The following is a 22,294-nucleotide window of genomic DNA, read 5'->3' on the forward strand; positions in this document are numbered from 1 at the left end:
GATGTTATTTTTTGTATTAGTTTCTATTTCCTATTTTTGTCAATTAAGATAAGTAAGTAAAAATGATGGTGGAAAAGCGTATTACATTAGAGGAGATTAGAAAAAACAAAAAGATTATTATTCCTGATATAGAAATTAAGGATGCCGTATTAAGTCATTATTATAATGATCTCGAAGAGGATAGTCCGTTTAAAAAGGATGCTTTGAAATTTGAAGAAGAGGTTATTAATTATTATTTGGAATTTAAATGTAATAAGAAGGAAATAGAAGAACCTTTTCATCAATATTCATTATTTACTGAAAATAATGTGCCTTTTAAAAGTATAGAGAATGAAAAATTTAAGTTTATTGACTTATTTGCAGGTATAGGAGGGATTCGTATGGCCTTTCAAAATTTGGGAGGGAAATGTGTGTTTAGTAGTGAATTAGATAGTAATGCACAATTAACATATCGAACTAATTATGGAGAAACACCTTTTGGAGATATAACTAAAGAAGAGGTTAAACAATATATTCCAGATAATTTTGATGTTTTATGTGCAGGGTTTCCTTGTCAAGCATTTTCTATTGCAGGAAAAAGAGGTGGATTTGAAGACACAAGAGGTACTTTGTTTTTTGATGTAGCGGAGATTATTAAAAGAAAGCAACCTAAAGCTTTTTTTCTTGAGAATGTAAAGGGATTAAAAAGTCATGATAAAGGTAAAACTTTAGCTACAATTTTGAATACACTTAGAGTAGATTTGGGGTATTTTGTTCCAGAACCACAAGTGTTAAATGCAAAAGATTTTGGTGTCCCTCAGAATCGTGAAAGAATATTTATAGTTGGCTTTAGAAAGGATTTGAATATTAAGACTTTTCAATATCCAAAGCCTTTTAATATTCCAGTAAGTATTGCTGATATTCTTGAGAAAAATGTTGTTCCTACGAAGTATTATTTATCAACACAATATTTATTAACTCTCGAAAATCATAAAGCTCGCCATGCGAGTAAAGGAAATGGTTTTGGTTATCAAATTATAAAAGATTCCGAGATTGCAAATGCTATTGTTGTTGGAGGAATGGGAAGAGAGCGTAATTTGATAAGAGATTATAGAATTACTGATTTTACCCCAACGACCCATATTAAAGGAGAAGTTAATAGAGAAGGTGTACGTAAAATGACACCAAGGGAATGGGCAAGACTTCAAGGTTTTCCAGATGAATTTATCATTCCTGTAGCAGATGCTTCTGCGTACAAGCAATTTGGAAATTCAGTTGCTATTCCTGCTGTACAGGCTACTGCAGAAGAATTAATTAAGTTAATTATAGCTGAGTTATGATAAAAGGTAATAAAGGTGAATGGAGTGAGGTTTATGCATTGTTTAAGATGCTGAGTGATAAGAAACTCACAGTTGGAGATAGTCAATTAAATCAAATATCGGATTTAATATATCCTATTATTGAAGTATTGAGAGTAGAAGGGGATAATAATATAAGATTTAGTTATAATGATGATATTGTATTAATTAATAGCAAGGAACAAAAATTTAGAATAGCTATAAGTGAGTTTGAAAAATACGCTAATCTTTTATTGGATATTTTAAAAAGTGATATTAGTGGAGCTTTTTCAGTTATAGATATAGAAACATTTTTACAAAGATTTTCTAGTTTTTCTATTAAAGCTAAATCAACAGTGAAAAGTGATATTCAAGTAGTTATTCATGACTTTAAGACAGGTTTAAAGCCTAAATTAGGCTTTAGTATTAAATCAAGATTAGGAGGAGCTTCTACATTATTGAATGCTGGAAAAACTACAAATTTCATATTTGAAGTTAAAAACTTAAATTTAAGTGATGAGACGATCGAATTTGTAAATGCAATTACTACAAAGAATAAAATACAAGACCGTATAGCATATTTAAAAAAGCAAGGAGGGATATTGTCTTTTTCAAAAATGGAAAATACTACTTTCTATAGTAATTTAATGCTAATAGATAGTGGTTTACCTATTATAATGGCTGAGTCATTATTAATTTATTTTAGTAGTAAAGCAAATCGATTAATTGATGTTATTCCTGATGTTGAAGCATTAAATCCTTTATGTTTTGATACTGAGCAAGGACATCCTTTTTATACTTATAAAGTAAAGAAAATGCTAACTGACATCGCTTTAGGAATGGTTCCTGCAAAAGTATGGTTAGGTCAATGGGACGCTACAGGAGGCTACATAGTCGTAAAGGAAGATGGGGAATTATTGTGTTATCATGTATATAATAAAAATGAATTTGAAGAATATTTATTTTCTAATACAAGGTTTGAAACAGCAAGTAGTTCGAGGCATAATTTTGGTTCTCTATATAAAGAAGGGGAGAAGCTTTTTTTTAAGCTTAATTTACAAATTAGGTTTTTGTAATGCTTTTTAAATAACATTAATTAGAAAAATATATTTTTATCAATGTCAAATTTGAAACCAATAAGCCACCAAGATATAATTGATGCTATTCAAAGAATAGACAATAACTCACAGCTAAAGAAACAAAGAGGGTCATCAACATATGATTTAGTATATAATGGAAGAAGTTATCCTCCAATTTTAGTTTTATCTGAAGCTAATAAAGTTTGTGGAGGTGGAGAGCTGTTATTAAGTGATTTTGGTAATAGTACAGAAAAAGCATTTAAGATATTACGAGAATTAGGATTTATAGTTATAATGAAAAGAAAATTGGCTTTTAAAGAGTATTTACTAACAACGACTCCAGAAGGTTCAGGTACATCTTCTTCTTATTTACAAGCAATGGATAATCTTGACGAACTATTTAATGAGTCAGGTAGAATTAATGGTTCAATTTATAATATTGAAGATATTAATTTTTTCGAGCAGGTGGTTGAAGATGTGAAACTTTATCAGAAAGATAATGAATCAATACTTTATAAGAAACCAAAGTCTTATGCAGAAAGAGGTTTTTATAGTGCCAGTGTTCGTAAATATATTGAATTTTTATTAGAAAGTGGGTTAAATAGTAGTTTGCAAAAAGATACATCAAAGAAAGTAACGAAGTTAATTAGACATAAAGATCAAGGATATTTTACAATTAAAGCATTCAGTGAAAGTTTAAATAATGCTAATTTATCCTTCTCTGAAATACTTATAACGCGTTTTGTAACATCATTGATAACAAAGCCATTTGTACTATTAAATGGTTTGTCAGGATCAGGAAAGACTAAGTTAGCTCAGTCTTTTGTACAATGGATTTGTCAAGATAATAGCCAATATAAGATCATACCCGTAGGTGCCGATTGGACAAATAGAGAACCTTTGTTAGGGTATCCTAATGGTCTTGATCCAGAGAATTATATAACACCGGATAATGGGGCTTTGCAGTTAATGCTGGATGCACAGAGCAATCCTGAACTGCCTTATTTTATGATTTTAGATGAAATGAACTTAAGTCATGTAGAGCGTTATTTTGCCGATTTTTTAAGCGTAATGGAAAGTAATGATAGTATTAAGTTATATACAGGTAATAAAAGAAAAGATTCAAGAGGATATTTTATTCCTGAAAGAATTTCATGGCCAGAGAACCTTTTTATTATTGGAACAGTTAATATAGATGAAACAACATATATGTTTAGTCCTAAAGTATTAGATCGTGCTAATGTAATAGAGTTTAGAATTGAAGAGAAAGAGTTGAGAAGTTACTTTGAAAATATAAAATCAATTGATTTAACCCAATTAGAATATAAAGGAATAAGTACATCTAAAGGCTTTTTATCAATGTGTAAGTTAGTTACAAAAAGTACAGATAAAGTTGTTCAAGAAGAGTTAGTAAAATTTTTTATAGAGTTATCTAAAGTTGGCTCTGAATTTGGTTATCGTACGGCTAATGAGGCGTTAACTTTAATACAGCAATTAGGAAAGTTAGATTCAACTATGGAATTGAATCAACGAATAGATATTGCTATTATGCAAAAGCTATTACCTAAATTACATGGATCACGTTCTAAAATAGTGAAAGTATTAGATGCACTAATCTTGTTATGTGTAAAGGATGCTAATTCATTTGATATAAATAAAGTATTGACTGACGATAAATTACGAGTGGATTTAAAATATCCAATCTCTTATGCTAAGTTATTACGTATGTATAATAATGTAATTGCAAACGGATTTACAAGCTATGCAGAAGCTTAATTTATATAAGACAAGTTGTATTTCAATTCCTTTTACAAAGGATATAAGAATTGAGGTTTTTGCTGATGGTAATGATCATTTATATCAATTAGATACAGAGTTTGCTATTGAGATAGGGGAAAGCCCTTATCAAATAGCAGAAGGTGCTTTTTACGAATATGAAATTATAGGTAGTGAGGAGTATGGGCTGCGTACATCTTCAAGTAGAGTGGTAAAGGAATCTAAACGAACTGCTACAAGAGGACGTATTGAACCAAATATTTTTGTAGGAAAGCTAAAAGTCGAAGTATATAAGTTGTCGGATAAACAAAGTGTAGGCTTTTTTGATTTAGAAGTTTTAGCAACTAAATTTGACAAAGAATTAGATAAGAGTTATCGTTCAAATTATCGCCAAATGTTGGAAGATATAGCTGAACAATCAACAGAGTTATTAATGCAAATTGATACACCTGTTTTTCAATCTTATGATATAGATTATACAGCTAATGTACAAACAGTTTACCAGCGTTTTTGCTTTGTACAATCATTCGTAGGCTCACAGGATTTTGAAGAAGCCTTGTTACAGATTTATAACAATCCTTCAACGATGTGGATTGAAGAGGAAGAGCTCGTTCCTATTGCTAAAGTTAGAAGAATTGGAAGAAAAGAGATACGTCAGTTTACTTCATCTGCTGATCGAGTTCATCTGCAGACAAGTAATCCACTACAACGTATAGGACTAAGTTCATTACCTAAGAAAATATATTCAAGTCATAAAGTAGAATCTTATGATACACCTGAAAATAGGTTTATTAAGTTCGCTCTTCGCTCGTTTAGTATTTTTGTCGAACAATGTCAATTGCTCTTTTTAAAATATAAAAAGGAATATGCAGAACAAGAAGCTCGCTTATTAAGTAAGCAATTAAATCAATTGTTGTCGCATCCTTTTTTTAACAATGTTCAAGAACCTCAATCATTAAAGTTAAATAGTCCTACTTTACAAAAGCGTGCTGGATATAGAGAGGTTTTAAATCGTTGGTTGCAGTTTGAATTAGCGTCGAAACTTTCATGGAGTGGAGGTGAAGATGTTTATGATGCAGGTAAAAAGAATATTGCGCAACTTTATGAGTATTGGTTGTATTTTCAATTACTTGCTCTTGTTCAAAAAAAGTTTGGTTTTACTGATATAAGTAAAGATTTGCTTACTATAAAAGATGAGGGATTAGAGTTGAACTTGAAATCAGGCAAGCAATTGGTTCAGAAAGGACTATGTACGATGTATAGCAGACCTTTGTATGTGAAATTTAGTTATAATCGCTCATTTAGTGGAGGTACAGAAGATGTGTCAAAAGCTGGGAGTTGGACAACTACCTTACGTCCAGATTATACTTTGAGTATTTGGCCAGCAGCATTTAAAAAAGAGAGTAAAGCAGAAGAGGAAGATGCAATAGTTCATATTCACTTTGATGCAAAGTATAAAATTCAAGATTTTAAGGAAGAGGTAGTTGCTATTGACGATTGTGCTTTAGATAAGCAAAAAGAGGAGGAGAGAAAAGGTAATTATAAAAATGCAGATTTATTGAAAATGCATGCTTATAAAGATGCGATTAGACGTACGGGAGGAGCTTATGTTTTGTATCCAGGTAAAAATGAGAAGCAATTTGAAGGGTTTCACGAAGTATTACCGGGATTAGGAGCTTTTTCTGTCACCCCTTCTACAATTGATACTGGAATTGGTAAGTTAGATAGCTTTATTGATAAGGTTATTTCACATTTACTTGATCGTACTTCTCAACGTGAGCGTATAGTGATTAAAAGGCATTTTGTTCTTAAAGAAGGAAAAGTTAATCAAGCTAAACAATTATATCTTCCTGCTTATTTTGATTTGAACAAAGTTGACTTGAAGGATACTTATGTATTAGTAGGTTTCTGTAAGAAGGATAAGGGGGATAATCCAACTGCATATTGGGATTGGTATTCAGAACATAAGATTTATAACTTTAGAATTAATAATAGAAAAGGCGCGTTACCTTTAGAAAAGGCAATTAAAGCGGATTATTTATTGTTGCGTGATGAGAATAATCCCATAGCTTCTAAATTGCTTAAGATTAATAAAGAAGATAGCTACCAGTTTTTTACAAGTGATAAAATGCGTGAGTTGGATTATCCGAATAAGAATGCAAAAGATTATTTAATGGTGGCTTTTAAAACTGTGGATGATTTTAAGGGATTAGGCTTTGATTATCAAGAGTTAGAAGAATACGAGAAAATAATGAAAACGGATAAAGATGAAGGTTTACCTTTTGTAGTAAGTTTATATGAATTATTCGAAACACTTCAATCTGAAGAACAACTTAGCTAATATTTATAGCATTTAAGATAAACAAATGGAGTGTATTTTGTGAGTGTATTATTATAATGAAATAATATGAAAGCAATTAGAAAAAAACATCCTTTTGATGATATAAGGCAGTTGTCTGCAAAAGAGTTAGAGCAAGAGTTAAATACTTGGTCAAGAAATGAATTGATAGAGTGGTTATGTTGGAATGATCCCAATGGTGTTTATACAGATAAAGACTCTTTAGCAGAGATAGGACACGTTCTCAGTAAGGAAGAGGGAATAGAGATAATCATACGCCAAATAAAGGAAGGTTCTCCATTGCGTGGTATATAATTTAGAAATTAATAAAGAAAATACACTTCTTATTCACAAAACAAAAACAGCCACTCAATCGAGTGGCTGTTTTGTTATTTTTTAGCAACGTTATTTAAAAACATTTGCTTTACTTTTTGTAAGTCATAGCTCTTTTCTGATTCTAACTCACCAGAACCGATAATTTTTGTTACTTTACCCTCTCCATTGATAACAAAAAAGAACGGATAGCCTAACTTCTTACCATTTGGTGCATATTTTTCAAATACCTCTGTGTTCTTGTTCTTTGTAGAGTAATTTAAGTGGTAGTATAAGTAATTAGCATCTACAATAGCCTTTAATTCTTCCGTTTTTTGAACGAAGTCGTTAAATCGCAAACACCAAATACACCAGTTTCCTCCAGCCTGTACAAATACATTCTTACCTTCAACCTTTGCTTTAGCTACTAATTCATTGATTTTTGCTTGTGCATCTTCTTCTTCGTTATAAGGTTTTGCAAGTTGTTCTTTCTCCTCATTTACCTGTTGCTGCTTAGCTTCAGTACTATCAACTGCTGTTGTAGTTGTTTCCGTTTCTGTTATTTCTACTTCTGCTTCTTTCTTACAACTTGTAAGTGATAAAAATGCAGTCAGTAATATAGATGATATGATAAGTTTTTTCATAAGTACAATTGAATTATATATTGTTTGATGTTGTGAATGTAATAAAATATTTTAAAAATGTCAGCTATCAAAGATTATTTTGTAAGTTATGTTGTTGCTTTGTCATTGATGTCAAGTGTTTCTATAAGTTGAATAGTTCTATTTAGTTTTGAAATTGGGTAAGTAAGATTGTTTTTAGTGAGCTTTTACTTTGCTTTATTATACCTATTTTGTTTCAAGTGTTTTTGATAAAATAAGGAGAATATATACGTTATTTCCATTATGCAGATTACCTTTGTAAACTTTGAAAGTAAAAGTAAATAGTGTTATGAGAATTATTCCCTGTAAAGAAGGAGACTTCTATGAAGATGAGATAAAGGACTTTTTATTGATTAATGGCAAGCAACTAACGACGGAAATTCAGTTAGCAGTGCAACCCTTTTTGGTAATGACAGAGGAGTATAACATCTTGTTAGATGTTGGTCTTGGATATAATGAGAACGGAGAGTATATCATAGATACTATTTTAGCAAAAGAAGGAATAACTCCTCTAACTATAGATCGCATTTATTTATCACATTTGCACAAAGATCATATTAATGGTTTGTTAGTAGAAACTGATGCGGGATATGAATGTCGCTATCTTAATGCGGATATTTATATTCAACGTCGCGAAGCAGAGTTTGCTATAAGACAACAAGATGATATTTCTTTTGATTACGATATTTTAGAGGAGGTGTTAGATTTACCTAATATAGTGTGGATGGATGATGATCAAGGCCGTTTAGACGATAATATCACCTATGAGGTTGTTGGAGGACATTCTCCTTATATGCAGGTGTTTTGGATGAAGGATGGTAAGCATACGTACTTTTACGGTGCAGATAATTTGCCAAAGCGAAATTACTTAGACTTTGATATTGCGTTTAAGAGTGATTACGATGGTAAACGAGCTATGCAGTTACGCCAAGATTGGAAAGTACGTGCAAAGGAAGAACAATGGATCGTATTGTTTTATCACGATATGGATATGACGAGTTATTCGTTTGAAATAGATAAGTAAAAAGAAAGCGCTAACTATACAAGTTGGCGCTTTTTTTTAATCCTAAAAAAGGGACATGATTAATGTGATCATATACCTGATTACAGCAGTTAATAAAGTAATCATAATAGTAGTTTTAGGTTAGTTTATATTTATGAATAGTATCTTCTATGTTTTTCCGTATTAATGGTCTGATTGTAAAGGTAGTAATAAAGGTACATAGTGCGAAAACCAATATTAAAAAACTGTATAAAATAGTTTGAAAAAGCAATGAACTATTTTCTGTAGTGCGATATAATTCAGTCAAAAAAGGTGTAAACATTCCTCCTATAATAGGGAGACCGAATCCTTGTATCGCAATAGAAGAAATAAGGAACTTCTTGTTTGTGATTTTACACAATTTACGGATAGCGTAATGCCACTGTATCCCAAGGAGTACATATATTAGAAAGGTTATTAGCAGTAAACTGCTATATATTTCAGCAGCATTGTCGGGAAATACTTTACCTATTAAGCATAACAGTAAAAATAAGGCAGTGGTCAATACAATTCTCGGAAAGGTAAAAAAGCCAAGTAATGTTTTAAATAGCAGCTTTATATAACTCCCCGTTAGTCGTTTTGTCTTTTCTTCTACAATATCAGAGAACCCATACACGCCAAACTTCTTGAACTCAATTTGTAGAGCATTGTCAAAAGTGATATTGTTGTCAATAGTCCACTGTTGCTCAATACCATTTGCCAAGTGATCTACTAATTCCAATTCTACGTCATAGTGTTCAACATAGTGCTTTTTCACAAAAAGGTGAATCTGCTGTATTTGCTGTTCTGTTAGTTGTGTCATAAGCTGAGGTGTTATGTGATTTTTAATATATTTTCTTTTTCTTTTTTGTATCGAGGATAAAGTACAAACCAGCATATATAGTTAGTTAGTGCTAGTAACGTAAAACAAAAAGCAAATACGATGTTATAAGCTAATGTATCAATTAAGTAAGTAAATTGCTGATAACGAGGAATTATACTAATAATTAAATATATAAATCCGCTTGTAGCATTTATAGAGGAAACTACACGTCTAAATGTTTCGTCGATTAAAAAACGTTGCTTAATATTTAATCTTTCATTGATTACTGGATTCTTATTGTTATTAGTTTGTAGTGTTATGTTTAAGAAATAAGGTGAACCTAATGCTAATACTAAGAATAGTAACGTAAAAAAAAGATTGTTTATTTTAGTAAGAAAAGCAAAGGCAGTTAATAAGAAAGCGATGGTTATTGTAATTTGTGGTAATCTAAAGAAAGATTGTATTTCCTTTAAAAACATTGATTTATAAATACTGAAGTGCATTTTCTCATTTTCTTTCTTTATTTTTAAGAAGTTGTCCTTACCAAAATTATTGAACTGAATTTGAAATACTTGCTCAAATGATAAAAGAGGTTCTTCATTCCAAAGTTCTTCAATACTACTAATTAGGTGATCAGTTAATTCCTCTGTTACCTCATAATAGTAAGCACCATTACTTTGAACTACTTTACGTATATAGTCTATTTGTCTATTTGTTAGTTGTGTCATAATTAATAGCAATGTTGGTTTTCAATAATATTATGTCAATTTTAGGTTGACGATATTCTGCATATTTCGGATAAAACTTTCCAGTTCCTCCATTTTATTATCTGTTTCCTTTACCCCAGACTCCGTAAGCTTATAATACTTGCGCACACGGCCATCTACGCGTTCCATTTCAACATCCAAGAAACCATCTGCTTCCAATTTGTGTAGCGCAGGGTATAGTGCCCCTTCCGTTAAACTCATTTCACCTGTTGTAACTTCTTTTACTTTTTGCGTAATCTCATAACCGTACATTCGCCCGTTTTGCTCCAATAACTTCATTATAATTGCGCTAAGGCTTCCTTTGTATAATTGTTGTTGCTTTTTCATACTTAAGATTCTTATGTATGACAAATATAGAAATAAAACTGATACATCAAATACTTAGGTATTGATTTTAATCACTTATTATCGATGTAGGACATTGAGGTCTGTTAGCTATATCAAACAGGTTGAGTTGCTTAATTATTCTTGTTGTGAACTAAAAACAAGGAGTAGGACTATACATAAGGATACTATATGTAGCAAGTACTCGTAGTGGAGAATAGAAATAAACGAATAAAAAAAGAGTAGAACAAACATTTCGATATACCTTTGTGTTTTGATAAAAAAATGGAAATAGACATATTATTCTACTTGTGTATTGTAGCTTTCTGTGCTGGTTTTATAGATGCCATTGCAGGAGGAGGTGGGTTAATACAAACCCCGTTAGGATTGGCATTACTACCCACTTATCCAGTATCGACTGTAATCGGGTCATTGAAGATTCCGGCTTTCTCAGGAACAGCAATGGCGGTAAGGCAGTATCTGAAAAAGGCTAAGATAAACTGGAAGTACTTCGGAATATTAGCAACTATTTCCTTTGGGAGTGCGTTTCTTGGTTCTTATACCTTGACTATTGTCAATAATGACTTTATGAAACCGCTCTTGTTTGGAATACTTTTGTTACTATGGGTGTTTACGTATGTGCGAAAAGACTTTGCAAGAAAAAGTATAAGTGCTGTAACAGATAAGAACAAGTATAAATACGGAATAATAATTGCTTTATTTGTGGGCTTTTACGATGGTTTCATTGGTCCAGCTACAGGAACATTCTTTATTATGGGGTTCATCTTTTTAGTCGGTTTTGATTTCTTTAAAGCCTCTGCTTATGCTAAGATGATTAACCTTGCTACCAATTTTGGTAGTATTTGTTTGTTTATGTTGAAAGGACAGATTATATGGGAAATAGCAATTCCAATGGCGATATGTAATGGAGTAGGAGGATACTGTGGTGCGAAGTTGGCTATTTTGAAAGGACAACAATGGGTACGTTATATCTTCTTGTTTATTATGTTCGTTGCCATCTGTAGATTTGGTTATGAAGTATTTGAGTTTTAACTCCCACGAGTTAGTCATATAATATAAAGCGAAAAGCCCTGACACCGTAGTGATCAGGGCTTTTCTAAAGTACAAAAAAGTTATTTTTAGTCTTCCATCGGAAGTTGGTTTTCTATTAATTCTTGGTCTTTTTTACTCATAAATAGTCGGCCCATTTTATCTAAACCAAAGCGTATTTTTATATCTCTTGTACGCCCAAAGTGGTGAAATAAAATATAGAGTAAAATACCCACTCCCGCGATGTTTATATAACCAAATAAGGTTTTGTTTGCAGCTAAAACAGCGTTTATTTGCACTGCTTTTAAACTGATGCCATTATTAGGTCTAAACAGTAAGGCGTCGTCAAAATACACCGCTAAGTTGGTTAAACTTTGTAATTGTAGCTGGTATTGTACCCAATTGAATAAAGAAGAACAAATACCTAAAGAGATGAAGGTTCTCCATAAAAGGATGAAACCAATCAAGCTCAACAAGCTTGGAATGTCTAACTTATCTAATGCGTAATACCAGATTACGATAAACAATACTCCCATACCATAGCCTTTTAAGAACATTGGCAATAGCCAGTTTTCATAGTTGAACTCAGGGACCATTGAGAAGTACATTATTACTGTATACATCATAAACGAGGCAAATCCCGAGAACGCAAGCATACGGATAGGTATTTGACGGCTAAACCATTTATAGCATACTATTGCACCAACAAGTAAACCAGGGACCATCATTACGTTTAGTGAGGCGTTTGTCAAGGGGTTGTATCCCAAAACTCCCACTGCAAAGATGTTTTGTATATTGGTTGTAGCTAAGTACATTCCTAAAAAGAACAACATCAAGATAGCGTGTCTTACGTTGTTTTTCTTAAATGCTTTAAGTGATAAGAATGGTCTTTTTAATAGTTGTTGTCTCAAAAAGAAGAGGAATGCCAAAATGATAAAGGTAGCTGTGGCATACTTTATTTTATCAGAATTGAACCACGCTTGTTGTTTTCCAAAGGATAGGATATACCCTAAGATGATGAACGAACTATTGTACAACAATACACTTAACCAGTCGATATAATAAAGGGGTACCTTTTTCATAAAGCGTTGGTTATGTTGAAAGATTACGCAGATTAAGGCAGTAATTAAACACATAGCAGCGTATTGTAAGTATCCAAACTGCCAGTTGAGGTAGTATGAAACTTTAGCGATATGGTAACCTGATAGTTGGGTAACTATTAGTATTCCAGAGTAAAATATGCTGTAAAACAATCCTCTATTTCCTCCTTTACTCAAGAGGAACATTAAAGGAAGTAATACCTCCATCATTCCCAGCATTTTAAACATACCCACTAAGAACGAAGCTCCAATAATAACCTGTGGTTGGTGGGTTGTACCCATTATGGTAAACAGAAAAGCGATGCTCACCAAAGAAGTGATAAGTATCTCTTTAGTTCTGAATCTTGCTTTTATACGAATTACCAAGGGCATTACAGTTCCCATTCCTACTACGTTAGCATAGTTTGCCCACATATAGTATTCGGACATTGCCCCCGTACTACCCACTAAGTAGGTTATATTAGTAGTGTAAATTCCGCTTAAAGAAAAGAACACTAAGGCAATCAGGATAATCAGTAAGAGCATAACAGGTTTAGGAACCCAATTGTGAAATAATCCTTGATTATACATTTACTTTATATTTTTAATTAAAAACCAAAAGGCGAGGGGATTATCCTTTTACTTGGATATTCATATTCATCCCTGCTCTTAGTCTTTCTACATCTTCTTTTTTATTAGTATCTGTAAACTCAATACGCACAGGAATACGCTGTTGAACTTTAACGAAATTCCCCGTTGAGTTATCTGTAGGCATACTTGAATATCTTGCTCCAGTTGCTGCTGAAATAGCTGTTACAACTCCTTCAAAACTTTGTCCTCTAAGCGCATCAGCACTCATATTGATTTTAGTTCCAATTTGAATATCTGGCATTTGCGACTCTAAGAAGTTAGCAGTAACCCATTTGTTGTTGTTTAAAACGATTGTTCCGATTTGCTGACTTGGGTTAAGCAATTGGCCTTCGTTGATTAATCTTCTCCCCATTGTACCATCATAAGGAGCAGTAATAACAGTGTAAGAAAGATTTAACTTTGCCATATCAAGCATTGCTTTAGTACGTTGAATATCAGCGTCATTTAAAGCTAAGCGCGTTTGCACTTCAGAAACCGAAAGTTGCGTTGTACTTTTTTGTTTTGTCAAGGCCTCGTATCCTGCTTTAGCTGCCTGATATTCTGTTTTTACTTGGTCATACTGTTGTTGTGTTACAGCTTCAGCTTCCAGTAAATTTTTAAATCGTTTACTATTTTGCTCCGCATTCCACAATCTCGCTTTAGCTCCTTCTATATTAGAGTCAAAAACAGCAATATTGTTAGAAACTGTTTGAATAGCAGATGAGGTAACTTGCTTTGCCGCTAATGCACTTGCGTATGCAGCTTCTGCTTGTCCTACTTGCGTTAATATTTCGCGATTGTCAAGAATAACCAATGTATCGCCTTTCTTTACATTTTGGTGTTCAATGAATCTAATCTCTTTAATATAAGCAGATACCCTTGTGTTAATTGGGTTTATAAATTCTTCAACCTGTGCAGATTCAGTATAATCTTTATCACCAATATGGAAGTACTTGGTCAATAACCAATAAAAAGCCAAAGCGATAATTAAAAAAGTAATTACATTAATGATAATAATCTTTGATTTCTTACCGATTTCTTGTTTGTGGTTAATCCCTGTATTGGAAGCAGCAGCAGCTGGTTTTTGAGTTTCCTGTACTTCTGGAGTTTCTATGTTGTCTTTATTTTCCATTTGTAATTGCAAACATTAATTAAAGTGTTCCTGTTGATTTGATTAAATTGTAGTATTGAAACAATACGTTTATCTGTGCATTAGCATACTGTAATTCCGCTTCTAACTTAGCATTTGTAGCATCAGTCATCTCGGCTTGAATTGCCAACTGGTTTAAGTATTTAGCTTCAATAATTCGGTAGTTTTCTTGAGCTAAGTGTTGGCTCTTTTTCAATAGATTAGCGTTTTGAACAGCCTCTTGATATTTGGTATAAGCAGCATTTACACCCATTTCTATGTTTTGTAACAATAAGATAAGTGATTCGTCTGCTTGAGATTTGTGTATTTCTTCCAGTTTCACTTTTCCTTTAGTCTTGTATAGGTTGTCTAAGCTATAACTAAGAGAGACACCTACCTGCCAAGCGTTAGAATACATATCCATTACGGGGTTTACCGTTGTTATAGGTCTTGTCATATTATAACCACCAACTGCGGCAAGTGCTGGGTATTTATCTGTTTTAGCTACTTCGATTTTCTTTTGTGCCAACTCTACGCTTTTCTGTGCCATAGCCAGCATAGGATGGTTTTCATAAGCCAATTGCAGATAGTAAGAAAAGTCTCCTTCTAATGCCTTATTGTTTACTTCACTCACCGGAATAAGGGTTGTATTAGGTTGTAATCCTAAAGCAAACGCTAAGTTGTAGTTTAAAATAGAGGTATTGTTATTGACCACTAACAATGCTTGGTCAATGTTTTGCAAAGCCAATTCACCACGGATAACCTCGTTTCTGGTCATCATACCTTCATTGTAAAAGCGAGTAACATTTTCTAAGCGAATATTAGCCAGTCTTTTATTGTTTTGGTAAACCTGTTCTTGATTGACCAATTTATAAATATCCAAATAGTTAGATATTACAAGAAACTTAATAGCTTGCTGGTCCTTTTCGAAGTCGAGATTCGTCAGTTGTTCACGCATTTCAGACATTTCGATTGATTTATTAATCAAACCACCTTTGTATAGTAGCTCAGATGCTTGAATTGCATAGGAATTTCCAAAGTGAGGCATATCTTTTGTCATAACCTTACTGAAGTCCTTGTCTAATATCTGTACATCACCAATATAGGTGGCAGTAGCTGATGCTGTAAGGCTTGGGAGGCGTTGTTGTTTAATAACCTTCGTTTGCTGAGCAGCAAATTCTTTATTCTTTTCGTTAACTTTTAGTTGTTGGTGATTTTCAAGAGCAAGTTGTATAACTTCCTCAATAGTAAGTTCTTTTACTCCGTTTTGGGCATAAGAGATACCAGACGATAATAAAAGAGCACTTATTCCATAGAAGCATTTACGCAGGGAATATTTCATTTTCTCTAATCATTTTAAACGTGCAAAGTTAAGTCGTGGCAATACATTGTAAAATGATTAAAAAACGGATAAAGATGTCTGAAAGTATTATTTTGTTTATTTGAACTGCGCTCGATATTGAGTTGGACTAATGTTAAGATGTCTTTTAAAGAAGTGAGCAAAAGCATATTGATCGCTAAATTTGAGTAATTCAGCAATTTCTCTAATAGGATTTGTTGTGCTTGATAATTGTGCTTTAGCCTCGTTTAGAATAAACTCGCCTATAATCTCGTTTGGAGTTTTACTTGTAATTTCTTTAACCACAGTGCTTAAATGGCGTATAGAAATACGGAGTTGATCTGCGTAGAACTGCACTGATTTGTCGTGTAAATAGTTTTCAGACACCAAAATAAGAAAGTTGTAAGCAATAGCTTGTTGTGTAGTCATTTGGCTTAAACTATCGTGATGTTTAGGAGAAGTAATACTTACAAGGTGATATAGAATAATATTGAAGTAGTTTTCTACAATCTCTCTTGCATACTCAATATTATGAAAGTTTTTGATGTAATAGTTAAGCATACGAATGTTTTGCCAGAACAATTCTAATTCTTCAGGAGTTGTAGTAAAGCTTCTTTTTAGCTGTCTTTTTAAATTATCATATACTTTAAGTTTGTTGAGTTTAAGTGCTATTTTTTGGATAAACTCCAAGTTGTAGCTTACTAATCTTAACTCTATATCCTCACTCATTTCTATGGTTTCATACACATATTTTTTATCAAAAAGAATAATTGTATTTGAGGTTGCTTCAATTTCTGTAATCTGTTCTTTGAATAGTAGACGTCCCTTTTTTACAAATAAAATTGACGATCGAATAGGGCGGTAAGGATGACCAACGGGAACGATCTCAAAGATCGTTTTTTCGTCATTTACGACTACTTCTTGGAAAGGATTATTTGTATTTGAATCTGTGTTTTTCAAAGCAAGATTAATTGAATATTAGAGTTGCAATTTACCAAAAAAACGAAAGGATTGAGTCAATAAAAAAGAATCAATACTTTCCTTTATTTCTCTGTTAAAGGTAGTTTCTCAACTTCTGTTACAAGATATTTTTTGTGATTTATTTGTATGAGTAGAAGGCGAGTTAGGGAGTGTTTAGCAATAAATGAGTTTTTTTTAACATAAAATAGTAAGTGGTGTGAAAAGTGTAAACCCTTTTTTAGTGAAGAAGGAGTGTTTTAATTGATTTATATATCTTTTTTATTGTAAAAATTATATTGCTATATCGTTGTAAAGTATTGTATTTAGTATATTTGCAGACTTTTTAGTGTGTGTTATTACTTAAGATAAAATACCGCTAATAAAATATTTTTCAAAGATTTTATTTTTTATAGAATTATGTTATTCTTAGTTAAAATGGTTGTTAGTTGGTAATATTTAAACGTAAAATGCTTTTTGTATAAGGTTGAGATGTTCAGTTGTTATATAAGTGATATTGTTAATTATTCATAAAATGTGATTTTGTGTAATTTCAATTGTGACCTAATGAGAATTGTGTGTCTTAAGGATGAAAAAATCAGAAATAATAGTTTTTTACGAAGTGTTTATTGATATGTAAAAAACAAGTACTCTATTAAATACTGATGCTGTTTTATGTAAAAGCAAGGGTATTGAAATAGCAAAAGGGAGAATTAAGAATAACGGTTTATTTCTCTTCTTTTAAAAATTAAAAAGAGTACTATTTGTAGGATTAGAAATTTTAAATGGTGTTTTTACATTGTATGTAAAAATATTTAGAAGTTTCATTACTAAAAATAGTATTTTTTTGTAAACCGTTATAAATCAAAGGATGCACTGCGTTGCATTTTATTGGGAAGTACATCTTTTTTATAAAATGAAACACATTTAAAAGTGAATAGTGCAATCTTTGCATAAATATTTATTGCGCGCGTTATGGAGTAATGTTTCAAAATCGCGAAGTATATATGAATTGTAAAACTACACAATATAAGACCTTATGAACAAAAGATTAATTTCTGCTGGCTTGCTAATGTCATCTCTTGCGATTAATGCGCAAGTAGGGGTTGGTACATCAACACCAAACAAATCTGCTGAGCTTACTGTAGCTTCAACAAATAGAGGTTTATTGATACCACAAGTACCATTAAAAAGCACCACAGATAAGAGTACAATCACAAATGGTAATGTTGAAAGTTTACTTGTTTACGCAACTGTAAAGCAAGAGGATATTATTCCAGGATACCACTATTGGGATGCTAAACGCCAAGTTTGGAAACGCCTAACAGCGGACTCTGAAATTCCTGCGCTTGTTGTAAATCAATTTGAAAACATCTTGAATCTGGAAGGAGACAAGGTGAAAAATCTGATTAAGAATATCGTGAATAATACTACTGGAAATGTAGTGTATGAAGGAGATAAATTATACCACATAACTGAGGGTGGTAAAAAGGTTGAAATCAAGCTTGGCGATATTGTTAAAGCAAATGAAACATTGACTGTTTTAGCTTACGATAAAGTTACTGGTGCTTTGACGTATTCTGATGAGAAAAAAGTTATTGTTACTATTGATATTAAAGGGGCTGTTAAGTCATTTGAAACAGTTAGTACTATAATTACAGACGAGGATAAAGGAACGATTGTTTTTAAAGATGAAGCGGGTAATGTAAACGGTACTGTTAAGATTAAAGATCTTGTAAAAAAATACGAGACTGTTACTACTCTTGTGGATAACAAGAATGGTACTTACGAATATATATCAGAGAATAATACAAAGACTACGATTAATGTACCTGCTGATGTAATTAATCAATTCAACAAAATCGTAAATAACGGTGATGTTTTAAAAGAGTTGGTTAGTGTTTTAGGAGATACATATGTAGGAGGGAACGTTTACTATGACGGAGATAAGTTTCAATACGTTGATAATAGCGGAAAGAAACACATTGTTAGCCTTGAACAATTAGTAAAAGGGAAAGAAACTATTACAACTTTAGTACGTGAGAAAGCTGGTAAGTATGTTTATACTAATGAAGCTGGAGCTACATCTAATATTACTGTTGTAGGTGATGTTACTGAAGTGATAAAAACTAAAACAGACCAAGACTTGTACAATGTGTTAAAGACATTTGTAGATGTGGAGGAAACATTGACACAATTAGTGTATAATGCATCAACTAAGAAATTGGTGTTTAGTGATGAAGATGATAAAGAACACGAGATTGATGTAGATGCATTGGTTAAAAACAATCAGTTTGTTTCTGAAGTTCGCGGGGGCTCTAATATCAATGTAGCTAAAGTTATCGATGGAAATACGATTACTTATACATTAGATGTTCCAACTGCAACTAAAGATGTGGCTGGAGTTGTAAAAGCTGGTAGCGGATTAGACGTTGATGCTAATGGAAACCTTAGTGTGAATTTAGAAACTGCATTAAATGGTAAGAATTTGAGTGGCGACAATATTATTGTTGTTACTGATGGTAAAGGAGCTGTTTTAAAAGATACAAAGTTAGCAGTAAATGAAAAGGCAATTAGCCTTGAGAATTTAGGTGGTTTGCTTAATCTGTCACAATTGTATAAAGGTAATGCAGGTGATGTGTTAGTTGTAGATGCAAAAGGTAATGTAGTATGGTCTGCAAAAGATGCAATTACTACAAATACATTAGTATTAACTGGTTCTGATTTAGTTTCTACTGTTAACGGTATAGGGGTAACACAAAGCTTAAAAGATAAATTGTCAACTGAGATGCTTCAAAAAGGAGCTGTTACAGCTGATAAATTAGGAGCTACTGCTGCTGAAAAAGGAAAGGTTCCTGTGGTACAAGCAGACGGAACTGTGAAATATGAAAACATTGCTGCTTCTAATGTAGATGGAAAAACATTAGATTCTGCTAATGATTTATTAACTGTATCTGATGGAGCTGGAGTTGTATTGAAAGATGTAACATTAACAGTGAACCAAGAGAAGTTTGATTTAGCTAAAATAGGAGGAGAGTTACAATTAACTCAAATCAAAAAAGGAAATAAAGGAGATGTTTTAGTAACAGATAAAGAAGGAAACGTTAGTTGGGCAAAACCAGAAAGCGATTTAATCAAAGAGATGGTTCAAAAGAACCAAACGGTTACTAAGATTGTTGATCATAATAATGGATCATTCACTTATTATAATGAAGCTGATTTTGATTTGAATGGCGAATTAAAAGCAAATGCGAAAGGATTGACTTTTGATGCCAATACATTGACAATTTCAGTGAAAGATGGTGTATATACATTCACAGATAAGTCGACTAAAAATCCATTAGCTGTTATTGATACAAATGCGAGTTCAATTATTTTCAATGATAGTAAAACGCAATTGGGAAGTACTAATGTACAAGGAGCAATTGAGAAGTTGTTAGAGAAAATAGGTGCGGTTGAAAGTACGAAAGGAGAATTGAGCGGTACAGGTATCTTAATTAATGGCAAAGCAAGTTTAGTTGATTCTGTGTTAAAGAATATGGCGTTGTCTATAGAGGATGGTGCTATTACAACAGATAAGTTAGCAGCTGATGCTGTTACAACGGCTAAGATTGCTAAAGGAGCTGTAACAACAGATAAAGTTCAAGCTGGAGATAAGGGTACTGTTTTAGTTACAGACAAGAATGGAAACGTTACTTGGGGTAATGAGAAAAATGAGGTATTGAAAGAGATTGTTTCAGCTAACGAGACAGTGACTGTTTTGTCTTATGATAATGCAAGCAATACATTAACCTATACAAACGAAGCTAATATCACAGAAACAGTTGCTTTAAGTGTTGGTTCTTTATCATATGACGATAAAACTAACTCGTTGAAGTTTACTGATGCTGCAGGAAAGGCAACAACATTGAAGTTGAATGAGGTTACTGCTTCACAAAAGGATGGTGTTTACACTTTTGTTGATGGAAAAGGAGATAAAATCACATCAATAGATACCAATGCATCAGCAACTGGATTTGATGATACGAACTCTAAGTTAGGAGCGAATAACGTGCAAGACGCTATAGATAAATTAGCTAATACAGTTAATACAACTAAAGGAGATTTAGAACTATCAAAAGAGTTAGAGTTTGTAGGTGGTACAAATGGAACTAACAAATTATTGGCTAATGTATCAGTTGGAATTAAAGAAGGAAGTATTGGTACTGGTAAATTTGAAAAAGGAGGTAACGGTACTGTTTTAGTTACAGATAAGAACGGAAACGTTAGTTGGGCTGAAAAAACAAATGAAACTTTAACCGATGCTGTGAAAGCTAACGAAACAGTTACAGTATTAGTTAAAAATACAAATGGTTCTTATACTTACTATAATGAAAAAGAAGTAGGAGCAGATGGTAAACCAGTTAATGGTGCTACTGGAGTTAATATTGATCCAAAAGAAGTTTCAGTTGAATTGAATAAGACAACACATCAATATGAGTTTAAAAATGCTGAAGGAGTTGTAATTGGTTCAATAGATATGAATGCTTCTAATGTAGCAATTGATAATAAAGGAGGCTTTACATCAACAGATGTTCAAGGTGCTTTAGAAGAGTTGTTAAAAAACATTAAGGCAGTTGAAAGTACAAAAGGAGATTTAACTGTAGCTGGTGGTCTTGAGTTTACTGATAAAAGTAATGGAACAGGAAAGTTACTGGCTAATGCTGGAATTCAAATTGCAGACCAAGGTATTTTAACAGACAAACTTGCTGATAATGCAGTTACCACAGCTAAGATAGCAGACGGTAATGTTACAACAGGCAAACTTGCTGATAATGCAGTTACCACAGCTAAGATAACTGATGGTAATGTTACAACAGACAAACTTGCTGATAATGCAGTTACCACAGCTAAGATAGCAGACGGTAATGTTACAACAGGCAAACTTGCTGATAATGCAGTTACCACAGCTAAGATAACTGATGGTAATGTTACAACAGACAAACTTGCTGATAATGCAGTTACCACAGCTAAGATAGCAGACGGTAATGTTACAACAGCTAAGCTTGCTGATAAAAATGTAACAGCAGATAAGCTAACAGCAGGAACTGGAGAAGCAGGAAGAGTTGGTATTGCAGATAAAGATGGAAACGTTACTTATCAAAATTTTGAAACAGTAGTACAAGGAAATCAAAAAACAGTTGTTTTAGTAGATGGTACAAATACTACAGTTGAAAGTAAAGTTGATCCAAAAGATGCTAACAACACAATTTGGAATGTAAATGTTGCCACAGCAAAAGGAGCTGCTAATAATGCCGAGTCTGTTTTAGGTTTAGTAAAAGAAGCAAAAACAAATCCAACTGTTATTATTTCTCAAGAAGGAGAGTTGTCTGTTAATCTAATGACAACAAACTCGATCAAAGAAGTAAATGGTAAATATGATGTGTTGACTGATGATGTAATCATCTTAGGGAATGCAGTAAATGGAGATGTAACGATTACTTTACCAACAGCTAACACAGCGAATAAAGGAAAAAAATACACAATTAAAAAACAAGATAAGAACGAAGATAACTATGTAACTGTTTTCGGAGCGATAGAAGGATTACAAGAGGTTTATACAGCCTTGCCATATTCTGGATGGGACTTCGTTTCTAACGGATCACAGTGGATAATCGTTAATAAATTATAATCACCTTACTTAACATAACAA

At 32.6% G+C, this 22,294-nt stretch carries 16 protein-coding genes; 8 read left to right on the forward strand and 8 right to left on the reverse strand.

Going from position 1 to position 22,294, the window contains the following annotated elements; translation table 11 throughout:
• Nucleotides 1–62 precede the first annotated feature (62 nt).
• From BLT46_RS06855 to BLT46_RS06875, 5 genes are all read left to right on the forward strand, one after another.
• Entirely contained in the window at nucleotides 63–1,319 is a 1,257-nt protein-coding gene (locus BLT46_RS06855; protein WP_090408216.1) for a DNA cytosine methyltransferase, read from the forward strand.
• Nucleotides 1,316–2,392: an HpaII family restriction endonuclease gene (locus tag BLT46_RS06860; RefSeq protein WP_090408219.1), complete on the forward strand. Its 1,077-nt coding sequence runs from the start codon at nucleotides 1,316–1,318 to the stop codon at nucleotides 2,390–2,392. Before BLT46_RS06855 ends, BLT46_RS06860 begins: the two co-directional genes overlap by 4 nt.
• A 42-nt stretch (nucleotides 2,393–2,434) precedes the next feature.
• Nucleotides 2,435–4,171: an McrB family protein gene (locus BLT46_RS06865; RefSeq protein WP_090408222.1), complete on the forward strand. Its 1,737-nt coding sequence runs from the start codon at nucleotides 2,435–2,437 to the stop codon at nucleotides 4,169–4,171.
• Nucleotides 4,158–6,512: a DUF2357 domain-containing protein gene (locus BLT46_RS06870; RefSeq protein ID WP_090408225.1), complete on the forward strand. Its 2,355-nt coding sequence runs from the start codon at nucleotides 4,158–4,160 to the stop codon at nucleotides 6,510–6,512. The genes BLT46_RS06865 and BLT46_RS06870 overlap by 14 nt, the downstream gene beginning before the upstream one ends.
• A 66-nt stretch (nucleotides 6,513–6,578) precedes the next feature.
• Complete coding sequence (locus BLT46_RS06875) at nucleotides 6,579–6,824, forward strand: hypothetical protein (protein ID WP_090408228.1); 246 nt, start codon at nucleotides 6,579–6,581, stop codon at nucleotides 6,822–6,824.
• A gap of 74 nt (nucleotides 6,825–6,898) precedes the next feature.
• On the opposite strand, the gene BLT46_RS06880 is transcribed toward BLT46_RS06875, so the two are convergent.
• Nucleotides 6,899–7,465, reverse strand: a complete 567-nt coding sequence (locus tag BLT46_RS06880; protein ID WP_090408230.1) for a thioredoxin family protein — start codon at nucleotides 7,463–7,465, stop codon at nucleotides 6,899–6,901.
• Nucleotides 7,466–7,772: 307 nt separating this feature from the next.
• Here BLT46_RS06880 and BLT46_RS06885 point away from each other — a divergent pair, with 307 nt between their 5' ends.
• On the forward strand, nucleotides 7,773–8,507 hold the full coding sequence (locus BLT46_RS06885; RefSeq protein ID WP_090408233.1) for an MBL fold metallo-hydrolase: 735 nt from the start codon (nucleotides 7,773–7,775) through the stop codon (nucleotides 8,505–8,507).
• 115 nt (nucleotides 8,508–8,622) lie between these two features.
• Here the strand turns inward: BLT46_RS06885 and BLT46_RS06890 are convergent, their stop codons facing one another.
• From BLT46_RS06890 to BLT46_RS06900, 3 genes are read right to left on the reverse strand one after another with little or no spacing between them, the layout of a single operon-like run.
• On the reverse strand, nucleotides 8,623–9,327 hold the full coding sequence (locus BLT46_RS06890; RefSeq protein ID WP_143021874.1) for a hypothetical protein: 705 nt from the start codon (nucleotides 9,325–9,327) through the stop codon (nucleotides 8,623–8,625).
• 11 nt (nucleotides 9,328–9,338) lie between these two features.
• Nucleotides 9,339–10,055, reverse strand: a complete 717-nt coding sequence (locus BLT46_RS06895) for a hypothetical protein (RefSeq protein ID WP_090408238.1) — start codon at nucleotides 10,053–10,055, stop codon at nucleotides 9,339–9,341.
• 30 nt (nucleotides 10,056–10,085) lie between these two features.
• Entirely contained in the window at nucleotides 10,086–10,421 is a 336-nt protein-coding gene (locus BLT46_RS06900) for a PadR family transcriptional regulator (protein ID WP_090408244.1), read from the reverse strand.
• A gap of 282 nt (nucleotides 10,422–10,703) precedes the next feature.
• Here BLT46_RS06900 and BLT46_RS06905 point away from each other — a divergent pair, with 282 nt between their 5' ends.
• The gene (locus BLT46_RS06905) at nucleotides 10,704–11,471 is read left to right on the forward strand and encodes a sulfite exporter TauE/SafE family protein (protein WP_090408246.1); all 768 of its coding nucleotides are present in this window, start codon (nucleotides 10,704–10,706) and stop codon (nucleotides 11,469–11,471) included.
• Nucleotides 11,472–11,557: 86 nt separating this feature from the next.
• Here the strand turns inward: BLT46_RS06905 and BLT46_RS06910 are convergent, their stop codons facing one another.
• From BLT46_RS06910 to BLT46_RS06925, 4 genes are all read right to left on the reverse strand, one after another.
• Nucleotides 11,558–13,138, reverse strand: a complete 1,581-nt coding sequence (locus BLT46_RS06910; RefSeq protein WP_090408248.1) for an MFS transporter — start codon at nucleotides 13,136–13,138, stop codon at nucleotides 11,558–11,560.
• Between the two features lie 40 nt (nucleotides 13,139–13,178).
• Nucleotides 13,179–14,309, reverse strand: a complete 1,131-nt coding sequence (locus tag BLT46_RS06915; RefSeq protein ID WP_090408251.1) for an HlyD family secretion protein — start codon at nucleotides 14,307–14,309, stop codon at nucleotides 13,179–13,181.
• A gap of 19 nt (nucleotides 14,310–14,328) precedes the next feature.
• Nucleotides 14,329–15,648 (reverse strand): TolC family protein, encoded by a 1,320-nt coding sequence (locus BLT46_RS06920; protein WP_090408254.1) that lies wholly within the window; start codon nucleotides 15,646–15,648, stop codon nucleotides 14,329–14,331.
• A gap of 96 nt (nucleotides 15,649–15,744) precedes the next feature.
• The gene (locus tag BLT46_RS06925; protein WP_090408256.1) at nucleotides 15,745–16,605 is read right to left on the reverse strand and encodes a helix-turn-helix domain-containing protein; all 861 of its coding nucleotides are present in this window, start codon (nucleotides 16,603–16,605) and stop codon (nucleotides 15,745–15,747) included.
• Nucleotides 16,606–17,641: 1,036 nt separating this feature from the next.
• On the opposite strand from BLT46_RS06925, the gene BLT46_RS06930 reads away from it, so the two are divergent.
• Nucleotides 17,642–22,273, forward strand: a complete 4,632-nt coding sequence (locus BLT46_RS06930; protein ID WP_090408259.1) for a hypothetical protein — start codon at nucleotides 17,642–17,644, stop codon at nucleotides 22,271–22,273.
• Nucleotides 22,274–22,294 lie beyond the last annotated feature (21 nt).

The sequence above is a fragment of the Myroides phaeus genome, assembly GCF_900099675.1.
In the GTDB taxonomy this organism is placed as follows: Bacteria; Bacteroidota; Bacteroidia; order Flavobacteriales; family Flavobacteriaceae; genus Flavobacterium; species Flavobacterium phaeum.

Bases quoted from the DNA above. Each gene is read 5' to 3' on its own strand.
- BLT46_RS06920 (WP_090408254.1), bottom strand. From the start codon at position 15,648: ATGAAATATTCCCTGCGTAAATGCTTCTATGGAATAAGTGCTCTTTTA.
- BLT46_RS06880 (WP_090408230.1), bottom strand. From the start codon at position 7,465: ATGAAAAAACTTATCATATCATCTATATTACTGACTGCATTTTTATCA.
- BLT46_RS06855 (WP_090408216.1), top strand. From the start codon at position 63: ATGATGGTGGAAAAGCGTATTACATTAGAGGAGATTAGAAAAAACAAA.
- BLT46_RS06905 (WP_090408246.1), top strand. From the start codon at position 10,704: ATGGAAATAGACATATTATTCTACTTGTGTATTGTAGCTTTCTGTGCT.
- BLT46_RS06870 (WP_090408225.1), top strand. From the start codon at position 4,158: ATGCAGAAGCTTAATTTATATAAGACAAGTTGTATTTCAATTCCTTTT.
- BLT46_RS06910 (WP_090408248.1), bottom strand. From the start codon at position 13,138: ATGTATAATCAAGGATTATTTCACAATTGGGTTCCTAAACCTGTTATG.
- BLT46_RS06930 (WP_090408259.1), top strand. From the start codon at position 17,642: ATGAACAAAAGATTAATTTCTGCTGGCTTGCTAATGTCATCTCTTGCG.
- BLT46_RS06915 (WP_090408251.1), bottom strand. From the start codon at position 14,309: ATGGAAAATAAAGACAACATAGAAACTCCAGAAGTACAGGAAACTCAA.
- BLT46_RS06885 (WP_090408233.1), top strand. From the start codon at position 7,773: ATGAGAATTATTCCCTGTAAAGAAGGAGACTTCTATGAAGATGAGATA.
- BLT46_RS06875 (WP_090408228.1), top strand. From the start codon at position 6,579: ATGAAAGCAATTAGAAAAAAACATCCTTTTGATGATATAAGGCAGTTG.
- BLT46_RS06860 (WP_090408219.1), top strand. From the start codon at position 1,316: ATGATAAAAGGTAATAAAGGTGAATGGAGTGAGGTTTATGCATTGTTT.
- BLT46_RS06895 (WP_090408238.1), bottom strand. From the start codon at position 10,055: ATGACACAACTAACAAATAGACAAATAGACTATATACGTAAAGTAGTT.
- BLT46_RS06900 (WP_090408244.1), bottom strand. From the start codon at position 10,421: ATGAAAAAGCAACAACAATTATACAAAGGAAGCCTTAGCGCAATTATA.
- BLT46_RS06865 (WP_090408222.1), top strand. From the start codon at position 2,435: ATGTCAAATTTGAAACCAATAAGCCACCAAGATATAATTGATGCTATT.
- BLT46_RS06890 (WP_143021874.1), bottom strand. From the start codon at position 9,327: ATGACACAACTAACAGAACAGCAAATACAGCAGATTCACCTTTTTGTG.